At 38.7% G+C, this 22,680-nt stretch carries 21 protein-coding genes; 14 read left to right on the top strand and 7 right to left on the bottom strand.

The window, feature by feature from the left end; genetic code table 11:
• The first annotated feature begins 47 nt into the window (after positions 1–47).
• The gene (locus tag F3H01_RS01870) at positions 48–908 is read left to right on the top strand and encodes a cysteine ABC transporter substrate-binding protein (protein WP_149724650.1); all 861 of its coding nucleotides are present in this window, start codon (positions 48–50) and stop codon (positions 906–908) included.
• Between the two features lie 414 nt (positions 909–1,322).
• Here F3H01_RS01870 and F3H01_RS01865 read toward each other — a convergent pair whose 3' ends face one another.
• From F3H01_RS01865 to groES, 4 genes are all read right to left on the bottom strand, one after another.
• Positions 1,323–2,690, bottom strand: a complete 1,368-nt coding sequence (locus F3H01_RS01865) for a phosphomannomutase/phosphoglucomutase (protein ID WP_149724649.1) — start codon at positions 2,688–2,690, stop codon at positions 1,323–1,325.
• A 133-nt stretch (positions 2,691–2,823) separates the two neighbouring features.
• Complete coding sequence (groL, locus tag F3H01_RS01860) at positions 2,824–4,458, bottom strand: chaperonin GroEL (RefSeq protein WP_149724648.1); 1,635 nt, start codon at positions 4,456–4,458, stop codon at positions 2,824–2,826.
• Positions 4,459–4,480: 22 nt separating this feature from the next.
• Positions 4,481–4,777, bottom strand: coding sequence for a monooxygenase (locus tag F3H01_RS01855; protein ID WP_410470347.1), 297 nt, complete (start codon positions 4,775–4,777; stop codon positions 4,481–4,483).
• Between the two features lie 20 nt (positions 4,778–4,797).
• The gene (gene groES / locus F3H01_RS01850) at positions 4,798–5,058 is read right to left on the bottom strand and encodes a co-chaperone GroES (RefSeq protein WP_072594386.1); all 261 of its coding nucleotides are present in this window, start codon (positions 5,056–5,058) and stop codon (positions 4,798–4,800) included.
• Between the two features lie 167 nt (positions 5,059–5,225).
• On the opposite strand from groES, the gene F3H01_RS01845 reads away from it, so the two are divergent.
• Genes F3H01_RS01845 through F3H01_RS01820 form a run of 6 tightly spaced genes read left to right on the top strand, consistent with a single transcriptional unit; the run spans position 5,226 to position 11,662 of the window.
• Complete coding sequence (locus F3H01_RS01845) at positions 5,226–7,769, top strand: translocation/assembly module TamB domain-containing protein (protein WP_149724647.1); 2,544 nt, start codon at positions 5,226–5,228, stop codon at positions 7,767–7,769.
• Positions 7,770–8,930, top strand: a complete 1,161-nt coding sequence (locus F3H01_RS01840; protein ID WP_149724646.1) for an MFS transporter — start codon at positions 7,770–7,772, stop codon at positions 8,928–8,930.
• A 39-nt stretch (positions 8,931–8,969) separates the two neighbouring features.
• Positions 8,970–9,749 (top strand): DNA methyltransferase, encoded by a 780-nt coding sequence (locus F3H01_RS01835; protein ID WP_149724645.1) that lies wholly within the window; start codon positions 8,970–8,972, stop codon positions 9,747–9,749.
• Positions 9,749–9,985, top strand: coding sequence for a hypothetical protein (locus tag F3H01_RS01830; RefSeq protein ID WP_149724644.1), 237 nt, complete (start codon positions 9,749–9,751; stop codon positions 9,983–9,985). The genes F3H01_RS01835 and F3H01_RS01830 overlap by 1 nt, the downstream gene beginning before the upstream one ends.
• The gene (locus F3H01_RS01825; RefSeq protein WP_149724643.1) at positions 9,972–10,664 is read left to right on the top strand and encodes an NlaIII/IceA1 family type II restriction endonuclease; all 693 of its coding nucleotides are present in this window, start codon (positions 9,972–9,974) and stop codon (positions 10,662–10,664) included. Before F3H01_RS01830 ends, F3H01_RS01825 begins: the two co-directional genes overlap by 14 nt.
• Positions 10,661–11,662, top strand: coding sequence for a DNA adenine methylase (locus tag F3H01_RS01820; RefSeq protein WP_149724642.1), 1,002 nt, complete (start codon positions 10,661–10,663; stop codon positions 11,660–11,662). Before F3H01_RS01825 ends, F3H01_RS01820 begins: the two co-directional genes overlap by 4 nt.
• A gap of 98 nt (positions 11,663–11,760) precedes the next feature.
• Here F3H01_RS01820 and uvrB read toward each other — a convergent pair whose 3' ends face one another.
• Positions 11,761–13,737: an excinuclease ABC subunit UvrB gene (gene uvrB / locus F3H01_RS01815; protein ID WP_149724641.1), complete on the bottom strand. Its 1,977-nt coding sequence runs from the start codon at positions 13,735–13,737 to the stop codon at positions 11,761–11,763.
• 125 nt (positions 13,738–13,862) lie between these two features.
• Between uvrB and F3H01_RS01810 the strand changes: the two genes are divergently transcribed.
• The 7 genes from F3H01_RS01810 (at position 13,863) to F3H01_RS01780 (ending at position 20,592) form a co-directional block, all read left to right on the top strand.
• The gene (locus tag F3H01_RS01810; protein WP_149724640.1) at positions 13,863–14,096 is read left to right on the top strand and encodes a coiled-coil domain-containing protein; all 234 of its coding nucleotides are present in this window, start codon (positions 13,863–13,865) and stop codon (positions 14,094–14,096) included.
• 13 nt (positions 14,097–14,109) lie between these two features.
• Positions 14,110–14,346, top strand: a complete 237-nt coding sequence (locus F3H01_RS01805; protein ID WP_054196819.1) for a hypothetical protein — start codon at positions 14,110–14,112, stop codon at positions 14,344–14,346.
• A complete protein-coding gene (locus tag F3H01_RS01800) occupies positions 14,343–14,759 on the top strand; it encodes a type II secretion system protein (protein WP_103592913.1) in 417 nt (138 codons plus the stop codon). Before F3H01_RS01805 ends, F3H01_RS01800 begins: the two co-directional genes overlap by 4 nt.
• Entirely contained in the window at positions 14,759–16,612 is a 1,854-nt protein-coding gene (locus F3H01_RS01795) for a primosomal protein N' (RefSeq protein ID WP_149724639.1), read from the top strand. The genes F3H01_RS01800 and F3H01_RS01795 overlap by 1 nt, the downstream gene beginning before the upstream one ends.
• A 230-nt stretch (positions 16,613–16,842) precedes the next feature.
• A complete protein-coding gene (gene ispG, locus F3H01_RS01790) occupies positions 16,843–17,901 on the top strand; it encodes a flavodoxin-dependent (E)-4-hydroxy-3-methylbut-2-enyl-diphosphate synthase (protein WP_149724638.1) in 1,059 nt (352 codons plus the stop codon).
• A 4-nt stretch (positions 17,902–17,905) separates the two neighbouring features.
• Complete coding sequence (locus tag F3H01_RS01785; RefSeq protein WP_149724637.1) at positions 17,906–19,318, top strand: replicative DNA helicase; 1,413 nt, start codon at positions 17,906–17,908, stop codon at positions 19,316–19,318.
• A complete protein-coding gene (locus tag F3H01_RS01780; protein ID WP_149724636.1) occupies positions 19,318–20,592 on the top strand; it encodes a ComEC/Rec2 family competence protein in 1,275 nt (424 codons plus the stop codon). The genes F3H01_RS01785 and F3H01_RS01780 overlap by 1 nt, the downstream gene beginning before the upstream one ends.
• Here the strand turns inward: F3H01_RS01780 and F3H01_RS01775 are convergent.
• Together F3H01_RS01775 and F3H01_RS01770 are read right to left on the bottom strand one after the other, a co-directional pair.
• Positions 20,589–21,452, bottom strand: a complete 864-nt coding sequence (locus F3H01_RS01775) for an EamA family transporter (RefSeq protein ID WP_103649056.1) — start codon at positions 21,450–21,452, stop codon at positions 20,589–20,591. The genes F3H01_RS01780 and F3H01_RS01775 overlap by 4 nt on opposite strands.
• Positions 21,445–22,680 (bottom strand): TolC family protein (locus F3H01_RS01770; protein ID WP_188116337.1); only part of this gene is annotated, 1,236 nt, incomplete at its 5' end. The genes F3H01_RS01770 and F3H01_RS01775, both read right to left, overlap by 8 nt.

Raw genomic sequence — 22,680 nt, 5'->3', positions numbered from 1 at the left:
GAAATTTTAACGCTCTTATTTATTTAACTTTTTTACAAGGAGAAAGAGTGAGAAAATTTAAATTTTTCTTATTAGCATTAATCGCTACCGTCTTTCTAACGGGTTGTGGTAATGACAAAGGTGCCGACACGGCAAAAGCTGCTTCAAACGAAGCTGATGCGATCGCAAAGATCAAAGAGCGCGGATATGTAAGAATTGGCGTTTTCAGCGACAAACCACCATTTGGCTATGTCGATAAAGACGGCAAAAACCAAGGCTATGATATTTACTTTGCAAAACGTATCGCAAAAGACTTACTTGGCGATGAGAGCAAGGTAAAATTTGAGCTAGTCGAGGCTGCTGGTAGAGTTGAAGTTTTAGTAGCTGATAAAGTAGATATCACGCTTGCAAATTTTACAAAAACACCTGAGCGTGCACAAGTTGTTGATTTTGCGCTTCCATACATGAAGGTTTCGCTTGGCATCGTAAGCCCTGAAGGTGCAGTGATAAAGAGCATCGATGAGCTAAAAGACAAAACCCTAATCGTAAATAAGGGCACAACCGCAGACGCGTTTTTTACAAAAAATTATCCTGACATTAAGCTTACAAAATACGACCAAAACACTGAAACATTTGCAGCTTTGGTTGATAAAAGAGGTGCCGCACTAGCACATGATAACGCCCTACTTTTTGCCTGGGCGAAAGAGACTCCAGGCTTTGTTGTAGGCGTTGAAGCGCTTGGCGATGTGGATGTGATAGCTCCAGCTGTCAAAAAGGGCAACAAGGCCTTGCTTGATTGGTTAAATAACGAGATCATCGAGCTTGGAAAAGAAAATTTCTTCCACAAAGACTATGACGCAACACTAAAACCGATCTATGGTGACAGCGTAAATCCTGAATCTCTAGTCGTTGAAGGCGGCAAACTTTAAAAATTTAATGGCGTAAATCTTTACGCCATCTCTCTATCTTTTAAATTTAACGAATACACTTGTGAAGTTTTTTACCTGTAGGTTACACTGCATAAAATCCATGATAGACAGTATTATGTATCTGAGCAGCAAGCTAGTAGGCGAGCTCCTTGTAATAATGAGCTATTTTTAAAAAAGAATGCCAACAATAGATAGGCTACTTGTGGATTTAAATTGCATTATCCGCATGAACATTCAAAAAGGCTAAGGCGCATGTATTTTATAAATTTAAATTCTAGATAATATGTATATAGAGCCCACAAAAAAAGAAACCCACGAAAGCTAGGCGAGAAAGATACAACTTAGTTTTTAAATATTTAAATAAAATTCTAAAAGGCATTTTGGAGTAAATTTAGCCCAAAATGCCTTTGCAAGCTACATTAAGCTCTTTAGTAGATTTGTTACTTTTTGCTCGATCTCTTCTAAAAATTCCTTGCTCTTTGCCTCAAATCTAGTAACAATAACTGGCGTTGTATTTGACGCGCGTACCAGCGCCCAACCATTTTCAAACTGAATCCTTATACCATCAATATCAATGATATTTTTTATCCTTGGCAGGTCACAACACTCGTTTTTCACGCACTCTTTTAGCTTGGCAACTATCTTAAATTTAGCCTCGTCAGTCGTCTTTACCTTGATCTCATCGGTGCTAAAGACAAGTGGCATCTTATCAAGCTCGCCGTCAAGGTCAAATCCTTTATGAACTAGCTCAAGCACCCTCATCATCGCGTAAAGCGCATCGTCAAAGCCAAAATAGCGCTCTTTAAAAAAGATATGACCACTCACTTCAGCCGCAAGATCTACATTTAGCTCTTTCATCATCTTTTTTATATTGCTGTGTCCTGTTTTTCCCATAAATACTTCACCGATCTTGGCGATCTCATCATACATATTTTGTGAGCATTTTACCTCGCCAAGCACCTTTGGATGTTTCATATTTAAGGCATAAAGATATGCTAGCTCATCGCCTTTTATATCTCTTTTTGGCGTTATAACCGCGATCCTGTCGCCATCTCCGTCAAAGCCAAATCCAAGGTCAAATTCTTTCTTTTCGATAAGAGAAAATAGCTCTTTTAAATTCTCTTTTTCACTTGGATCTGGGTGGTGATTTGGGAAATTTCCGTCTGGATCTTCATATAAAATTTTTGCATTTAGTCCAAGAGCCTTGACGATGGGCACCAAGCTCACGCCAACAGCACCATTTGCGCAGTCGATGACAAAGGGCTTTTTGAAATTTTTAAGCTCACTAAATTCTTTTACAAAAAACTCGACATATTTTTCTAGGATATTAAATTTCTCACAGCTCTCATCGTCTACGATCTGCTCACCAGAGGCGATTATCTCGTTCACCTTGTCTTTTAAAATTTGCAGATCTTTGCCAAAAAAACTATCTTTTTTGATAGTAATCTTAAAGCCGTTGTACTCTTTTGGGTTGTGAGAGCCCGTGATCATGATATTTGCATCAAAATAATCAGCATAAACGCTAAAGTAGCCAACAGGAGTTGGAAGTAAGCCGATGTTATAAATTTTAAAGCCACCAGCCTTGTTTAGACCACTTAGTAGATACCTAAAAAGCGTGCTAGCACTAAGTCTTGCGTCAAAGCCAACGCTTAAGGTTTTTACGCCAAATTCGTTAAATTTCTTACCCAAAGCAAACCCTATAGCCTTGACGCTATCTTCTGTCAAGTCTTTTTCAAAAATACCGCGGATATCGTATTCTCTAAAAATTTCATCATATTTCATTGTAAATTCTCCCTAAAAGAAAGCAAAATGATACAAGAATAAATTTAAAAAGGAGTAAATAATTTTATAAATTTAGTGAGGTTAAAGTTTAAATATAAATTCGAGCTAGAAAGCTCTAGCTCGAAAAGGGCTGCTACATCATGCCGCCCATGCCACCCATTCCGCCCATGTCAGGCATTGCAGGCATTGCTTTTTCTTCTTTTATCTCGCTAATAGTTGCCTCAGTTGTTAGTAGCAAGCTAGCCACACTAACAGCATTTTGAAGCGCGACTCTCTCAACTTTAACTGGATCGATGATACCGGCTTCAAACATATTTACATATTCGCCAGTTGCAGCATTAAAGCCAAAATTTGCATCTTTGCTTGTCTCAACTGCATTTGCTACTACGCCTGCGTCAAAGCCAGCGTTCTCAGCGATTTGGCGAAGTGGAGCACGAAGCGCTCTTCTAACAATCTCAGCGCCGATTGCCTCATCGCCTTGTAAATTTAGATTTACACTCTTTGAAGCAAGGATAAGAGCTGAACCGCCACCTACTACGATACCCTCTTCTACAGCTGCACGAGTAGCGCTTAGAGCGTCATCAACACGGTCTTTTTTCTCTTTCATCTCAGTTTCAGTCGCAGCACCTACTTTGATAACTGCCACGCCACCGCTTAGTTTTGCAAGACGCTCTTGAAGTTTTTCTTTGTCATAGTCACTTGTTGTCTCAGCGATTTGCGCTTTGATCTGAGTTATTCTAGCGTCGATCGCTGACTTCTCGCCCGCACCATTTACGATAGTTGTGTTATCTTTGTCTATAACTACGCTTGAAGCTTGTCCAAGGTCATTTATAGTAGCGCTCTCAAGTGTTCTACCTAGCTCTTCGCTAATGACTTCGCCACCTGTTAAGATAGCGATATCTTCAAGCATCGCTTTTCTTCTATCGCCAAAGCCAGGAGCTTTTACGGCTGAGATGTTTAGCACGCCGCGAAGTTTATTTACAACAAGCGTTGCAAGTGCCTCGCCCTCGATATCTTCAGCGATGATTAGAAGTGGTTTGCCACTCTTTTGTACTTGCTCAAGCACAGGGAGTAGATCTTTTAAATTTGTGATCTTCTTGTCAAATAGTAATATGAATGGGCTACTTAGCTCAACTTGCATCTTTTCAGGGTTTGTGATGAAGTATGGGCTTAGGTATCCGCGGTCAAACTGCATACCCTCAACAACGCTTAGCTCGTCTTGGATAGACTTTGCCTCTTCTACTGTTATGACGCCATCTTTGCCGACTTTCTCCATAGCATCAGCGATTAGTTTACCGATGCTCTCATCTGAGTTTGCAGATATGGTAGCGATCTGAGCGATCTCTTTTGAGCCAGAAACTTTTTTAGAGATATTTTTTAGTGCATCTATAAGAGCTGCTACTTCTTTATCCATACCGCGTTTTACTTCGATAGGATTTGCGCCCGCAGTTACGTTTCTAAGACCCTCTTTAAATATCGCGTGAGCTAGCACTGTTGCTGTTGTAGTGCCGTCACCTGCTTGGTCGTTTGTCTTACTCGCTACTTCTCTAACTAGGCTTGCACCCATGTTTTCGATGGTATCTTTTAGCTCAACTTCTTTAGCCACGCTAACGCCGTCTTTTGTGATGTTTGGAGCGCCAAAGCTCTTTTGGATAAGGACATTTCTGCCTCTTGGTCCCATTGTAACTTTAACTGCGTCGTTTAGTTTTTTTACGCCCTCGTATAGGCGGTTTCTTGCATCATCAGAGTAAAAAATTTCTTTTGCCATTGTTTTTCCTTTCGGTTTTAATTTATTTTAAAAAATCAGCCTTATTTATCATTGACAAAGGCATATTAATATCAAAAATTTTGCCGCGAATATTTGAATAGCCGTTTTTAGCTAGTCTTTCGCTGTGCATTTTCAGATATTTTTCCGCATTCTCCTTATTGTCAAAAAGATAAATTCCGCCGGCTTCTTTTGTTTGTTTGTTCTCAGTCCAAATTTTCCATATCATACCGGGTTCTTGGTTGATGCTTTTAGCCAAATCCTCAAAAGCTTTTGACATCTCGTCTCCAAAAAGACCTTCTTGCGGAAAATCAACATACATAATCGCAGCCATTTGCAGCCTTATTTTAAAACGCCTAAAACATCATCGATGTTTAAAACAAGATATGTTTTATCATCTAAATTTATCTCAGTGCCACCGTATTTTGCAAATACAACTTTATCACCAACTTTTACGCCCTCTACTTCAGCCCCGACTGCTTTTACTTCACCGCTTAAAGGTTTTTCTTTTGCGTTATCAGGTATAATAATGCCCGAAGCTGTGGTCTTTGTCTCCTCTACGCGTTCGACTAGAACACGCTTGCCTAATGGTTGAAAGTTCATTGTTCATCCTTTTGGTTTAATTGTCTTTTTTAGCACTCTTTATTTTTGAGTGATGAAATCCTAGCACTTTTTTCTAAAAAAGTCAATAATTTATACTAAAATTTATTAAAACTTTAGTCACTTACACTAAAGTTTTATGATATGTAAAACTAATATAAAGGAATTTTATGAAAAAAGTAGCCTATATAGTAGCGGCTTTGGCGCTGATAATCCTTTGCATTTTTGGCTTTATCTTTAGCTCATTTGGCAATAAATTTATAGCCAAGGAAATAGAAAAAGAGGCACTCACTCGTGGCATAGATGTCAAATTTAAAGATTTTAGCCTAGGATTTAGTACACTAAATTTAGAAGCGACCGTGATGAATGCCATAAATTTAAAAGCAAATGGCGAGCTCTCCTTGCTTACTCAAAATATGAATTTAAACATAGATATAAATGCCGACAAAACAAAGGCTAGCGAGCTTGGACTAAAAAAAGATGTCGCACTTAAAGCAAACGTGGCTGGTAATTTTAGCAACTTCAAGCTAGTGGCAACTGGCACGGCGCTTGGCTCAAACATAAATTTAAATGCAAATTTAAAAGACTATCTGCCAAAAGCCCTAAACCTTGACGCTAAAAATATCGAACTTTCTGAGATATCAGCTCTTGCTAAAAAGCCAAATTTAGCTAGCGGCAAGCTTGATCTAACGAGCAACATGCAAGGCTTTGATGAGAAAAATGAGCCCATCATTAACGCTCAAATTTTAGCAAGCGACGCAGCTATAAACAAAGAAATTCTTAAAAACGAATTTGGGCTAAATTTAGCAAAAGATATAAACTTTAAAGGTGGCGTAAATGCCAAATTTGCAAATGAGAAAGTGAGCGCAAAAACCATTATCATCGCGCCTGAAGCCACTTTAAAGGTAAATGAGACGACCTATGATCTAGCTAGTAAAAATTTAAAGAGCGACTTTTCGCTAAATGTGCCTGATCTTGCTCTTCTTGGCAAGCTCTTGGGCGAGCAGCTAAATGGCGCAGTGGATGCAAACGGCAAAATTTTGGTGCAAGAAAATGCCCTTAAAAACCTAAAAGCAGACATCAACGGCCTTGGCGGTAAGATAAATGCAAATTTTGATAGTAAAAATTTAGTCCTAAATGCCGCAAATATCAAGCTAAAAGAGCTTTTGGCACTTGCCTTGCAGCCTAACTACGCAGACGGAGAGATAAATTTAAATGCAAATTTTAGCGACTTTGACGAGCTAAAAAAGCTTGCTGGAGAGGCTAAATTTGATATAAAAAATGGCCTTATAAATAAGGAACTTGCAAAGCTTAAAAATGCGGCTAAATTTGAGCTAAAAGGCGGTGCTGTCGCAAAGGGCGAGCTTATAAATTTTGACGCAAATGTGCTTAGTGACCTTGGCGAGCTAAAGGATGTAAAGGGCGTTTATGACCTAAAAAACAGCCAAATTTTTAGCAAATTTGCCCTGCTCATTAGCGACCCTGAGAAATTTAAAGCAGTTAGCGGCTTTGAGGCTGGCTCAAAGATGGCGCTTGTGGGCGATATAAAGGTCAAAGAAAGCAAAATAGATGAGCTAAATTTAGGCGGCGATGTCTTTGCTGGCAAGCTAAACGCAACAATAAAAAATGATAATCTTGATCTTAGCCTTAAAGAGGCGCAGCTAGGAGAGATCTTGGCACTTAGTGGCAATGAGAGGCTGGCAAACGCTAAGGCAAATGTCCAGGCAAAAGGGCAAAATATCTTTAGCAAAAACCCAAGCATCGCAGCAACGATCGCTTTAAACGATGGCAAATTTAACGCCACAACGCTTAGTAAAATGCTTGATAAAAAATTCCCTGAAAACGAGAAATTTAGCTCAAATTTGAGCCTAGACTACAAAGGCGACGTAGCGAAATTTAGTGGCGAATTTCTTAGCTCGCTAGCCGATATAAAGGGCATAGATGGCAGCTTTGACGTGAGCAAAAGCACGCTAAGCTTAAAGCTTCAAGCGGTGGTTTCAGAGCTTAATAAGCTTGCATTTTTAGCGGGTCGTGAGCTTCACGGCAAATTTGCAGCGCTCGTAACGGCAAATGGCAAAGTGGATGATCTAAGCGTAAGAGTCACCTCAGATGATCTCTTTAAGGGCAAGCTCGAGGCAAACTACAAAGGTGGCGCGCTTGATGCGGTGCTAAAAAACTTCGAAGTCAAAGGGCTAACGCAAACCCTAGCGCTTGATCATCTCTATGACGGCAACGGCGATGCGAAATTTAACTACGAGACGACTCAAAAGCTTGGCAAATTTGACATATTGCTAAAAGAGGGCCACCTAGCCAGCACAAATCTCACAAATAACATAAAAATATTCACCGGCAAGGACATCACAAAAGAAATTTACAAAGACGGCAAAATTTACGGCGATATAAAGGGCGATAACGTCATCTTTAACGTAAATTTAAGCTCGCCAAAGAGCGATATAAAGGTTACAGGCGGCACTTATAACACCGCTTCAAAAATGCTAAACGCACCGCTTGTTTGCAGGCTTGAAAAGACCGACCTAAACGTAAAAATCTCAGGCACGACAGACAACCTAAAATACGATGTCGGTTCGCAATATCTTGAAAATAAAGTCAAAAAAGAGATAGGTAGATTTTTAGATAAAAAGCTTGGCAAAGATGATGAAGGCGCAAGCGGCGAAAAGCAAAATTTAAAGGGGCTTTTAAAAGGGCTATTTTAGATGAAAAAAGCAGAAAATTTAAAGTATCTAATGGGGCTTGGGCACTTTTGTAGCGACATAAACCAAAGTGCGCTTGGTGCGATGTTGCCCTTTTTCATCGCAAGCTACCACTACGACTACGCAACAGCCGCCTCGCTCGTGACCGCCACAAATTTAGCAAGCTCGCTCATCCAACCACTAATCGGCCGCTTAAGCGACAAAAGGGAGCTTCCCTACGTCATCCCGCTTGGGCTACTGCTAGCGGGCGGGGGCATGAGCCTAACTGGCTTTGTCACAAACTACTACCTCATCTTAGTTTGTGTGATGGTAAGCGGTATCGGCGCTGCGCTCTTTCACCCAAGTGCTGCAAGGATCGTAAACTACGCCTCAAACGCCAAAAATAGAGCTAAAAGCATAAGCATATTTTCATTTGGAGGCAATCTCGGCTTTGCAGTTGGGCCTATTTTAGTCGCCGTTTTTGTGGGAAATTTCGGCCTAAAAGGGACGCTGGTCTTCATCATACCTCAAATTTTTCTAACACTTTTGTACCTTAAAAAGGGCAAATTTATAAAAGCATTAGAAGGCAATCATAAAAAGCAAATTTTGCAAAAAACTATCACTTTAAAAGACGATCTGGGCGCGTTTTTAAGGCTTTGTTTGTGTATATTTTCACGCTCGATCGTCGCATTTGGCTTTTCAGCATTTTTTAGCATCTACCTCATCAAAATTTTTGGCATTAGCAAAGAGGTGGCAAATGTAAATTTAAGCCTCTTTTTTGCTGCAGGTGCGGTCTCTACGCTATTTGGCGGAGCGCTAGCAGATAGGTACGGTCTAGTTAGACTCATCAAAATAAGCCTAAGCATCGCCGCACCGCTAGTCGTGCTAATGCTCTTTATCGACAGCTACGCGCTATTTCTCGTGGCCTCCATGTGCGTGAGCGCCTACATCAGCCTGTCTTTTAGCCCCTCTATCGCCCTTGCACAGCTTTATCTGCCAAATCAAATCGGCCTAGCCTCCGGCGTAACACTTGGACTTAGCATCACAATCGGCGGTATATTTGCAACGGTCATCGGCAAGATCGCTGATATTTTTAGCCTAACGCACTCATTTTACTTCATCGCCGCAGTTTCGCTTTTCTGCGCGGTGTCGAGCTATTTTTTAAAGCCGGTCAGCAAAATTTAAATTTTTAGTATAATTCAAATAAATTTTTTGGAACTTTTAATGATAAATGACATAGATTTAAACGACTGGAAAAACTGCGACATAAATACTGATAGTCTATGGGTTATCGCCGAGCGTGATAAAAGCGGTAAGCACAAAAACATCTATCACGGCAATTTTATCCCGCAGATCCCAAATCAACTCATACGCCGATATACCAAAAGGGGCGAATTTGTGTTTGAGCCTTTTATGGGTAGTGGCACGACGCTGTTTGAGTGCGAAAATTTGGATCGAAAATATATCGGTTTTGATATAAATCCATTGATGTTAGATTATGTGCGCCAAAGTATGCAAAGCTCGAATTTTAGTGATTTTTTTATAGCCGAATGTGATTCGATGAATATCCAAAGTGTTGATAAAAATTTTGAAAACACAGGTATTAAAAATGTGCAATTTATCCTGATGCATCCGCCTTATATGGATATCGTTAAATTCACGGATAACGAAAACGACCTATCTAGATGTGACAATATAAATGAATTTGTAAAAAAATTTAAGCTTGTCTGTGAAAATTCTTTAAAATTTTTGGACAAAAATCGTTATTTTGCCGTAGTAATCGGCGATATTTATAAAAATAGCGAAATTTTGCCGCTTAGCTTTTACTGTATGGATATAATAAAGAGAAATTTTAAAGTCAAGTTAAAAGGTATAGTCGTAAAAAATATCGAAGGTAATCGGGGTAAACTCGGAGCAGGCGGAATTTGGCGGTATCGTGCATTAAAAAACGATTATTATATTTTTAAGCACGAATATATATTAATTTTTAAAAAGGAGTTTTGATGACTAAAAAAGAACAAATTCTGCAAATATTACAAGACAAAGAATGGCATTGTTGTAGTTGTGAATTTGCTGGAATTTCTTCACAGATAGCAGCACAAATTAGAGATTTAAGAGAAGATGGATATTGTTTTGAAACGGATGGCGAAAATTCTAAACGATATTGTCAAGCAAAATATTGCAGTAAATGTGATAGAACTACAATACACAGAAAATTACTAGGAAATATTAATGACTAAAACACAGCTTTTTTTGGAACTTGCGAAGCCAGATAAAAATGGATTTTCTCGCTGGGTAAACGTTGGAGAATTTGTCGGAAAATATAAGGAGCTTCAGCTTGGCAATGGCGGTAGTTGGTGTAGGGGCAGTTCTACTTTGGCTAAAAAATATATAGTAGAATTTGACAAAAAACAAACTAGAGGTAATTCTATAGATAGAATTAAGCTAAAGGGTTTGAATACAGTCCAAATTTTTAATCAAACCATAAAAAAAGATATAAAAGATTTTTATAAAGACAAAAACTGTGTAATGCTTGGCGTAAATGGAAATTCGGAAAATACCAAAATAGAAATAGACCATAAAGACGGTAGAAAAAATGACTCAAGAGTGAGTGATATTGCCACTCAAAAACGGGAAGATTTTCAACCACTCTGCAAAGCGGCAAATGATATAAAACGCCAAATTTGTAAAAAATGCAAAGAAACAAATAAACGCTGGAACGCCAAAAACATACTCGGCAATCCATATGAATTTTATCAAGGCGATGAAAATTATTCGGACGAGCTTGGCTGTATTGGTTGTTATCAATACGATCCGGTTGAATACCGCAAAACCTGCGTAAAGAAAATTTCAGATGAAGCCTCAAAACATACTAGTGAATTTATATTCCAAAAACTTTATCCGAGCGATCAGGAATGAACTACATCGGCTCTAAATTTAAACTCTCAAGCTGGATAAGAGACGAGATTTGTAAAGTTGTTGGCAATGATTTATCACAAAAAATTTTCTGCGATATCTTTGCGGGCACCGGTATAGTTGGGCGGACTTTTAAAGCTTACGTTAAAAAAGTCATTGCAAACGATATAGAACCCTATAGTTATGTCTTAAATAAAAATTACATCGGTAATCATAAAATTTTAAGACAAACGGACGATTTGATAAATAAATTAAACGATCTTAAACCCATTGAATACGGGTTTATTTACAAGAACTACTGCTTTGGCAGCGGTTCTGGTCGCCAATACTTTAGCGATGAAAACGGCCAAAAAATAGATACTGTCAGGCAGGAAATAGAAAGCTGGCATAAAATCGGAAAAATAACCGATGAATTTTACTATTTTTTGTTGGCTTCACTTATAGAAAGTGCGGACAAAGTCGCAAATACTGCATCAGTTTATGGAGCGTTTCTAAAAAACATCAAAGCATCTGCCTTAAAGCCGTTTGTTTTAGAAGCAGCGAAATTTGAAATAAGCGACAATACTCATGATGTTTATCAGCTGGACGCAAATAAGCTGATAAGAAAAATTGATGGTGATATTTTATATCTGGATCCACCATACAATGCTCGCCAATATGGCGCAAACTATCACTTATTAAATACCATAGCACTTTATGATGAATTTACGCCAAAAGGCAAGACTGGATTACGAAATTATTTACGCTCAAAATATTGTTCAAAAAATGATGTTGCAACTGAATTTGAAAATTTAATAAAGAACGCAAATTTCAAATATATTTTTTTAAGTTACAACAATGAAGGACTTATGGATGAGCAAAAAATACGAGAAATTTTACTTAGATATGGCAAATATGATTTAGTTAAAAAAGAATACCAAAGGTTTAAAGCTGATAAAAGTGAAAATCGCAAACACAAGGCTAGCTCCACATTTGAATATCTACACTTTATAGAAAAATAATAATTGTTTATCTACATAAAACTTAACGACAATTTTATATAGTTCATAAAGGGAGAAAATTTCTAGTTCATTTAAAAGCGTGCAAGAGGCGAGCCTTTTTATAACTTTCTCATCTTTGCTATCTCATCTCTCAGCGCCGCCGCCTTCTCAAACTCCAGCTGTGCCGCAGCTTCAAGCATCTGCTTTCTTAGCTCTTTTACTATCGCGGCTCGCTCGCTAGCTGGCATCTTCTCTAAATTTTTACCACGCTTATAAATTTCGCCATCATCTTCGACGTGCAGGCTTTCTTCAATATTTCTGCTGGCAGAGTGCGGCGTTATGCCGTGAGCTTTGTTGTACTCATCTTGAAATTTACGCCTAGCAGTCGTCGTATCGATCGCTTCTTTCATTGATTTTGTTATCTTTTTGGCAAACATTAGCACCTTGCCATTTACATTTCTAGCCGCACGCCCCATCGTCTGTATAAGGCTCGTTGTTGAGCGCAAAAAGCCCTCTTTATCAGCGTCCATTATGGCTATTAGGCTCACTTCTGGTAGATCAAGCCCCTCACGGAGCAAATTTATGCCTATTAGCATGTCAAATTCGCCACTTCTAAGCCCTCTAATGATCTCATTTCGCTCGATCGCGTCGATGTCTGAGTGCATATACTTGACCTTGACGCCAAGCTCGATGTAGTAGCGGCTTAGCTCCTCAGCCATCTTTTTAGTTAGCACCGTAACTAGCACACGCTCATTTCTAGCGATGACCGCCTTTGCCTCGTCAAACAGAGCCTCGACTTGATTGTCACTATCTTTTATCTCGATAAGCGGATCTAGTAGCCCAGTAGGTCGCAAAATTTGCTCATATACGTGCCCTTGGCTGATACCAAGCTCGTACTCGTTTGGCGTGGCTGAGACAAAGAGAAATTTTGCCTTTTTGCTTATAAACTCATCAAATTTAAGCGGCCTATTATCAAGCGCTGATGGCAAACGAAATCCATACTCCACAAGCACTTCTTTGCGGCTCCTATCACCCGCGTACATGCCCCTAAACTGCGGCAAACTCACGTGACTCTCATCGACGATGACCAGATAGTCCTCGCCACTTATCTCAAAGTAGTCAAACATCGAGTACGGCGTCTCTCCAGCCTTTTGACCAGTTAAATGGCGCGCATAGTTTTCTATACCTTTACACATACCAGTGCTTGCCATCATCTCTAGATCAAACTCCACCCTTTGCTTTAGCCTCTGCGCCTCGACTAGCTTGCCTTGCTCGTTAAATTCTTTCAAGCGCGCATCAAGCTCCTCCTCAATCTCTTTCATAGCGATCTTTAGCCTATCAGCGCCCACGATGAACTGGCTGGTGGCATAAAGCGTAAATTTAGAAATGTCTTTGAGTCTCTTGTTATCGAGTACGTCAAAATGATACATCGCATCGATCTCATCACCGAAAAACTCGACCCTTAGCGCTTCGTCATTGTAGTAAGCTGGGTAAATATCCACCACATCGCCATTTACACGAAAGTCACCCCTGTCAAAGTAGTTGTCATTACGCTTATAACCCATATCTACAAGCTGCTCCAAAAGCTTTCTTTGGCTTATCTTCTCACCCACGCTAAGATATGCCACCATCCCCTTATACTCGCTTGGATTGCCAAGTCCGTAGTTTGCAGAGACTGAAGCCACGCAGATCACATCATCAAAGCTTAGCAAACTAGCCGTCGCAGAGAGGCGTAGGCGCTCAAGCTCCTCATTTACAGAGCTATCCTTTTCTATATATAGGTCACTTCTTGGGATGTAGGCCTCTGGCTGGTAGTAGTCGTAGTAGCTTATGAAGTACTCGACATGGTTTTTTGGGAAAAAGCCCTTAAATTCGCTGTAAAGCTGCGCGGCAAGGGATTTGTTATGCGTCATTATCAGAGTTGGCATATTTAGCTCGCGTATGACATTTGCCATGGTAAAGGTCTTGCCAGACCCTGTCACACCTAGAAGAGTTTGGTATTTATTGCCTGATTTTATGCTTTTTACTATCTCTTTTATCGCTCTTGCTTGGTCGCTGCTTGGGCTAAATTTAGATGAAATTTCAAATTTACTCATTGATTGCCTTTAAATTTGGGTGAATTTTATAGCAAAGATAGTGCTTTGTCAAATGAGAATTTTAATAAGAATTTAGCCTCTGCGTGTTAGAATACGAGCCTAATTATTATTTTAAAGGAACTTTTATGTTTGAAAATAATGCGATCTTAACCACACTAAGCGATAAAGTAAATGACCTAATCACAAAATATGATGAGCTTTGCAAAACGAACGAAGAATTGCGCAACGAGATCGTAACTTTAAAAGCGCAAAATGAGGCAAAAAGCAATCAAATCATGCGTTTAGAAGAGGATCTTGACAAGAAAAATACCGAAGCTGACGATGTAATGAGAAAAATCGAAGCTGTCCTTGGCAGATAAGCTTGGCTAAAATATGAAAAAAATCACGCTCACGATATCATCTCGCGACTACACGATCACGCTTGATGATGATTTTGCTAAATTCTTTGAAGATGACTGGCAAAATTTAATGGGCGGACGCCAATTTATCGAGCCAAAAGAGCTTTTAAATGCCTTTATAGAAAAATGTTATGAAAATTATGCTGTGATAAAGGCGGTAAAAAATTTAACTGGCAACGTTGATGAGATATTAAAGCGAGAAGAGAGATGAAGAGACGAGCTTACACCTTGCTTGAGCTAATATTTATAGTAGTTATACTAGGTATTTTAAGCACAGTCGCTATACCTAGACTATTTTTTTCTAGAAGCGATGCTACCGTCTCAAATGCAAAAACTCAACTTGCTGCTATAAGAAGCGGAATTTCACTAAAATACAATGACAATATCTTGCAAGCAAAGCCAGAATTTCCACAAAAACTAGACGATGGCGATCCAAGCAAACTCTTTAAAAATGTTATAAATATACCAATAAAAGATAGCGGCAGCAAAAATGGCTGGCACAGAATAAGCGATGACAAATACACATTTAGACTAGATGGCAAAGTAGCAAATTTCAAATACGACAAAAATACTGGTGATTTTGGTTGTAGTGATGAAAATGAAATTTGCAAATCACTTCAGTAATGCATTATTACATACTCGCATTTTATGGGCTAAATTTAGCCCCGCTCACTTATGAAAGCGATCAAAAACTAGAAAAATTTCAAGGCGTAAAGGCTTCTTTAAGAGGCAAAATTCTTACTGCTTTTATCGTAAAAGAGACTGGCGAGCCAGAGTTTAAAACAAGCAAAATTTTAGAAATTCTACCGATTAATCTAACTTCAATGCAAAGCGAATTGGCAATATTTATCTCAAAATATTACACATGCGAGCTTGGCGTCAGCCTAAATTTATTTGAACCAAATGACACTATTGCAGCAGATAAATTTTATGAAAATCAAAATTTTAATGTAGCACCCAAATTAAGCGAAAAACAGCAAGAGGCTTTGGAATTTTTAAATAAACGTAAAATTTCACTCATCTTTGGCGACACTGGAAGCGGAAAAAGCGAGATTTATATCGCTAAGATCAGAGAAATTTTAAACGCAGGCAGCCAAGCGCTATTTTTAATGCCTGAAATTTCACTCACACCACAAATGCAAAAACGTCTTGAAGGCTTCTTTGGCGAGGCGGTAGCAGTCTGGCACTCAAAGATCACGCCAAAGAAAAAAGAGCAAATTTTAAAAGATATAAAAAGTGAGAAAGTTAGACTCGTTGCAGGTGCGAGGTCGGCTTTATTTTTACCACTTGAGAGGCTAAAACTCATCATCATCGACGAAGAACACGACGATAGCTACAAAAATACAGGCTCAAAACCCCACTACAATGCAAGAGACCTTGCCCTCTTTCTAACTAGCAAATTTGACCTACAAGTGGTGCTTGGAAGTGCCACGCCAAGCCTTACTAGCTTTTACAAGCAGGAGCATTTTCGCTTAAAAGGGACATATTTTGATTCGCAAAAAAATTACATTTTCGATAAGAGCGAGACTGGAATTAGTGAAATTTTAAAAGATGAAATTTCAAAGACACTCGCGAATAAAAAACAAGCTGTCATATGCCTGCCAACAAGGGCAAATTTTAAATATCTAGTCTGCAAAAACTGCGGTGAAACGCTAAAGTGCCCATTTTGCAGTATCGGCATGAGCTACTACAAAAAACAAAACGTACTAAAGTGTCAATACTGCGAGCACAAAATGGCTGTGCCAAAGACCTGCCATCAGTGCGGCAGCCAGATGATAGAGGCCAAAAAGATCGGTACGAGCGAACTTTTAGAGCGACTGCAAGCCGAATTTGCTAATGCCAGAATCGCTAAATTTGACAGGGATGAGATAACGACGCAAAACAAGCTTGTAAAGGCCTTAAAAGAATTTAACGACGGCAAGATAGACATCCTGCTAGGCACGCAGATGCTAAGCAAAGGACATGATTACCACAACGTAGAGCTTGCTGTCATCATGGGCTTTGATGAGCTTTTAAATTTTCCTGATTATAAAGCCAGAGAGCGAACGCTCGCTCTTGCCATGCAAGTAGCCGGAAGAGCTGGTAGAAACGGGGCTGGTAGAGTTATCATTCAAAGCAAACAAAGAGAATTTTTTGAGAGCTACATCAGTGATTATGACGCATTTCTAAAAGAAGAGATTGGCTACCGCGAGGGACTATATCCGCCATTTACTAGGCTTCTTCGCATTATCATCTCACACAAAGATGAACACATAGTAAAAAATACAACGAATGAATTTGTGCAAAGAATAGAACCTCTAAGAAGCGATGAGCTTGAGGTCATAGGATACGGAAAGTGCCAGATAGAGTATCTTGGAAGTAAATTTAGATATGAAATTTTACTCCGCTCAAACTCACATATACCTCTTTTAAAAGCTGCAAACCTCTGCAAAAGCGAGCTTAGCGATATCGATATTGATCCAGTCAATTTTAGTTAAAAATGCTAACCTAAAAGCTATCCAACAAAGATATGGCAAATTTTATAGAGAAGCCTAAGGCTTATGAAAGCATTATGAAATTTGATAAGTTGGCTATAAAGAGTAAGTAAAATTTTAGAAACTACATCCAATAAAAATACTAATTTTTATAAACTATTAAAAATAAATTTTCAAGCCTTTTAAAAGCCATTTTTTTTTATAATCTCCAATAAAATTTTAAAGGCAAAATTTTGCAACGATACCCAACAAAACAGATAAAAATTCGCAATGTTTTAATAGGCGGTGACGCACCAATATCCGTGCAATCAATGACATTTTCAAAGACAAAAAACGTAAAAGGCACGCTTGAGCAGATACAAAGGCTATATTTTGCAGGCTGTGATATCGTGCGTTGCGCAGTTTTTGACAAAGAGGACGCCAGCGCGCTAAAACAGATAGTTGCGGGCTCACCTATTCCAGTCGTTGCAGATATTCATTTTAATCACACCTACGCGCTTATAGTTAGCGAATTTGTCGATGCTATCCGCATAAATCCCGGCAACATCGGCTCAGCCAAAAATATAAAAGCGGTCGTTGATGCCTGCAGACAGCGAAATTTACCTATCCGCATAGGCGTAAATTCTGGATCGCTTGAAAAGCAGTTTGAGGATCGCTACGGCCGCACTGTGGAGGCGATGGTGGAGAGTGCGATGTATAACATCAAGCTTCTTGAGGATTTTGACTTTACAGACATTAAAATTTCGCTCAAATCAAGCGACGTCGAGCGCACTATGCAAGCTTATAGGGCGCTTCGCCCAAAGACAAATTATCCATTTCATCTTGGCGTAACAGAGGCAGGTACCGCTTTTCATGCGACTATCAAGTCCGCGATCGCGCTTGGTGGGTTACTACTTGAAGGCATTGGCGATACGATGAGAGTTAGCATTACAGGCGAGCTTGAAGAGGAGATCAAAGTTGCAAAGGCGATCTTAAAAGATAGTGGCCGCCAAAAAGAGGGACTAAATATCATCTCATGCCCAACTTGTGGGCGTTTGCAAGCTGATCTCATGGCAGCAGTAAAGCTCGTAGAAGAAAAGACAAAAGGGATAAAAGAGCCACTAAATGTCTCGGTGATGGGCTGCGTGGTAAATGCTATCGGCGAGGCAAAAGGCGCAGACGTAGCCATAGCATTTGGCAAAGGAAATGGCATGATCATGCGCCACGGCGAAGTGGTCGCGAGGCTGCCTGAGAGCGAGCTTGTGGATAGATTTTTACAAGAGATCGATGACGAGATAAAGAGCAGAGGATAAAGCAGTGGCAAAAGAGAGACTTAACGAGATAGAATTTAGCAACCTTTACGACATTGATATGGAGCGAGCTATACTAAGCTCCATTTTACAAAACAACGATATTTTAGGTGAAATTTTTGACATTGTTAAGGCAAAGGACTTTTATCTAAAAGGGCATTCGCAAATATATGATGCAATGGTAGCTTGCCTAAATAGCGATGATCCTATAACTATGCCATTTTTAAAAAATAGACTTGGCGAAAAATATGATGAAGAGCTAATACTAGATATTTTGGGCACAAATTCCCTAATAGACATTCAAAAATATGCAAATGAACTAAGAGAAAAATCTATAAAGCGAAGTCTTGTAAAGATCGCTCACAACATACCAAGCAAAGTAAATGAAGATAAGCCAAGCCGCGATATGGTCGATGATCTTAGTCAGGAATTTTACTCTTTGATAGAAGGTGGAAGCACTGGAGTTATAAAAGAAGGCAAAGAGATCATCATGAAAATGATGGATCATATTAATGCTCAAGCCTTGCTTGGCGAAAAAGATATAGTTGGACTTGATACTGGATTTAAGAAGCTAAATGAGATGATAAAGGGCTTTAAAAATGGTGACCTCATCATCGTCGCAGCTCGTCCAGGCATGGGAAAAACGACACTTTGTTTAAATTTTATGAGTCAGGTTCTAAAAAATAATGCTGGAGTTGTTTTTTTCTCGCTTGAAATGCCAGCTGAGCAGATAATGATGAGAATGCTAGCAAGCAAGACCTCTATCCCGCTTCAAGACATAATGACTGCAAAGATGGATGATGAAGCGTTGGCTAGATTTAGCGATGCTTGCGAGGAGTTTGCTGCTAGCAAGCTTTTTGTGCATGATAGTGGCTATGTAAATATCCATCAAGTAAGAACGCAAATGCGAAAACTAAAGGCTATGCATCCTGAAATTTCACTTTGTGTGATTGATTACATCGGCCTTATGATGAGTACAAATAACTACGCTGATCGCCACGTCCAAATAGCTGAAATTTCTCGTGGATTAAAGCTTTTAGCACGTGAGCTAGATATGCCAATCATCGCTCTTTCTCAGCTAAACAGAAGCCTAGAATCTCGCGCAAATAAACGCCCTATGCTAAGCGATCTAAGAGAGTCAGGTGCGATCGAGCAAGATGCTGACATCATTCTTTTTGTCTATAGAGATGAGTTTTACCTAGAGCAAGAAGAAAAAGAAAAAGAAAAACGCGCAAGTGCCGAGGGCAAAGAGTACAAGAGCAATCACGTCTTTAATAAGCTTCAAGAAAAGGCCGAGATTATAGTTGGCAAAAACAGAAATGGCGAAACTGGCTCAGTTGATGTGCTCTTTCAAAAGCAACACTCAAGGTTTGAAGATATGTCTGCAATGCCTGTATCTGATGTTTCATTTGAAGGATAATGCGTTTTAAAGCTTTAAAAAATAGAGAAATTTTTACTATATTTTGTCTGTTTTGCCTTTGTATTTTTTCTATAAATTTAGCTATTAGCTACCATAAATATCAAATTTTTATGGACAAAGGCGAACAAGAGCTAACAGCAACCGTGATTTCTAGCTATGAAAAGCTTGGAGATGACGGCAAGAAAAGGCAAATTTTAAAGCTTAAGACTGATGAGTTTTCATTTTATACGCTTGGAGCTAAAACAGATGACTTTAAAGCTGGAGATAATATATTTCTAAGCGTCATAAATTTAGACGTTAGTTTTAAAGACTATCTTGCTTCTACCTTTTACATGCCTAGCTTTTCGCGCGAAAAATTGCCACAAAAAGCTACACTAAATATCAATCAAAAATTACAATCACTCATCTACGCCCAGCATGAAAATAGTAAAATTTCACAGCTCTACTCGGCTCTATTTTTAGGCACAAGTATTGACGGCAAGCTAAGAGATGACGTATCGCACCTTGGTATAGCGCATCTTATAGCCATAAGTGGCTATCATTTAGGTTTTATAAGCGCAGTTATATTTTTTGTATTTAGACCGCTTTTAAAATTTTTATATGCGAGGTTTTTACCTTTTAGAAACTACAACTTTGATCTAGCCATTATCGTTTTTATAATCTTGTCATTTTACTTTTTTATAATAGGCTTTATACCAAGCTTTTTGCGAGCGTTCTTAATGAGCATTTTAGGATTTTATTGCGCGTTAAAAGGCGTAAAAATTTTAAACTTCAAAACACTTTTTATAGTGGCACTTGTTAGCATATCACTCTTTCCGCAGCTTCTTTTTAGTGTAGGTTTTTACTTTTCACTCATGGGCGTTTTTTACATATTTTTATATTTTAAACACTTAAAAGATAAATTTTTACCCTTCATTCATCTTATACTTTTAAATTTATATGTTTGCTTTGCAATGGAAATTTGCGTGCTTTATTTCTTTCCGCTTATTAGCTTACAGCAGCTTAGCGTCCTTGCTATCAACTACATCTTTAGCATTTTTTATCCATTAAGTGCTGCGCTTCACATCGCTTCGTATGGCGACATCTTTGATGGATTGCTAAATAATGTTTTAAATTTTAGACTAAGCTCGACTAAAATTTTCTTGCCAGCTATTATTTTTATCTTTTATAATATCGCTTCACTTCTAGCTATAAAATTTAGATCCATATTCTACATTTTGCCGCTGCTTGGGCTTTTGTACTTTTTCGTTGCTAGTTATAAAATTTACGCCTAAGCGATCTTCATACCATAAAATTTCATTATCTTGTTATGAATTATCAAAGATATATACATTATAACAGCACCTAAAATTAGCCTAGTTAAGTCTGTATCCTTTTGCCAAAAGACTAAATTTACGATGATTGCAGCTGGAATGAGAGCATTATTCATGATGGCAAGCACGCCGCTATCGACTTCGCAAGCACCTTTGTTCCACATAAAATATCCAACTCCACTAGCTACTATGCCAAGCCATAGAAGCACTAAAATTTGCGTTGAAGTAAGTGAAAATTTGGCTGGATTGCCAAGAGTAAGAAGCGCAACGACAGCTACAAAAAATGCACCAAAATGAAAGTAGCCAAAGACATTTTTTTGATCCACATCAAATTTTTCTAAAAGTGCCTTATATGCACTCTGTCCTGCCCCAAAGCAGATATTTGCCGCTTGCACTAGCAAAAAACCCTTTAATACACCATCGTTTATAGCGCCGTATTTTATAACTAAAGCTCCAAAAACCGCAACGCCAACACTAAATAGATAAAGCGGCCTAAATTTAAAGCTAAATGCATCGTAGATGAGCGTCACATAAAATGGTGTAAAAATGGTAAAAAGTGCGACTTCTGGCACACTTAGATACAAAAATGAATTGTAATAAAATAGATACATAAGTCCTATTTGCACCGCTCCGATCGCCATAATGCCAAATGCTAGCTTTGGGCTGATGCCACGGAATTTTGTAAATGGCAAAAAGACTAAGCTCGCAAGCGCAACCCGAATAAAAACAGCCAAATAGCTATCAACCTTGCCAGCTAAAAACTCACCTATCAAACTAAAGCTAAACGCCCACAAAATGGTTACAAAGATCAGTTTATTCAATTATCACCTCATTTATTTTTCTTGCACATTCGAAAAAATACTCAAGTTTATTTAGCTCAAGTAAATCGCCATCAAGTATGAAATTTGCCCTATCACTAAAATTTTTCTCACTCACAAATAGAAATTCTTCATATTTTATCTCGCCATCAAGATAGCCATTTAGCAGATCAATAAAATCACTATCAAGCTTATCTTGCTTCAAATCTTGCAAATTTAGCTTTGCATTTAAGCCTTTGATTGTGCTTTCTAGCTCTTTTAGGCGAGTGATTATCCTATTTTCTTCATCGCTTAGATTAAGTGCCGCCTTTTGCTCTTCAATGCGTTTAACTTGACTTTGCTTACTAAGACTTAAGCTATCAGGTAGCTTCCACTCAAACTCCACTCTAGGCCTGTTCGCATCAGCGTAAGTGCCTATCATCTGCGAAGTCGTCCTCTCACCTTTTTTAAAGCTGTTATTATTCACACTTTGCGTATCTTTTAAGTAAATTTTTGGAGCAAATTTACTCTTTTGCTTCTCATTTTCTTGCTCTTTTATAAATTTTTCTTGCTCCATTGCCCCAAGTTTTGCGCTTATATCATCTTTACTAAAATCAGGCATCATTATCTTTGAGCCAGCATTAAAGCCGATCTCGCCGTTTGAGAGCAAATTTATCCTTGAGTTTAGCTCGGCTAGCTTAAGCCCAAGTTCGTCAAGCTCAGCTCTTTTTTTATCAAGAGTAAAATTTATCGCATCAAACTCAGCTTTATTTATCTCACCATACTCAAACCAAAACTCATTTTCAGCCGCAGCCTTGGCAAAGCTATCTACAAATTTTGTCTCTAAATTTATAAGAGAATTTAGCGCAACAGCGTTGAAATAGACCTTTACGACCTGAAAAGCGGTTAAATTCATCAGCTCTTCATCTTTGTAAATTTTCTCCACGCCCTTGTGGTCTAAAATTTTATCCGAAGCCTCGCTCGCACCGCCGTCAAAGATGAGATACTCGACCTTTGCCGTGATCGATCCAGCCTTTGTCATATATCCACCCTTTAGCTCGTCAGGCACAAAGGTATATCTGCCATCAAGGGATAAATTTAGTTTGTTGCTCTTGTTTTTATTTATATATTCATTTTTATTAAATTCTTTCAAACTCTCAAGCTTCGCACTTTGCGCCAGAGCGATGATCTCTAGTAAATTTCCAGCCCAAAGAGGCAAGGCAAAGAGCAAAACTGTTAAAATTTTCTTCAA

This window comes from Campylobacter concisus, assembly GCF_902460875.1.
Classification (GTDB): domain Bacteria; phylum Campylobacterota; class Campylobacteria; order Campylobacterales; family Campylobacteraceae; genus Campylobacter_A; species Campylobacter_A concisus_AA.
This window is presented reverse-complemented; position numbering and strand designations above follow the sequence as displayed.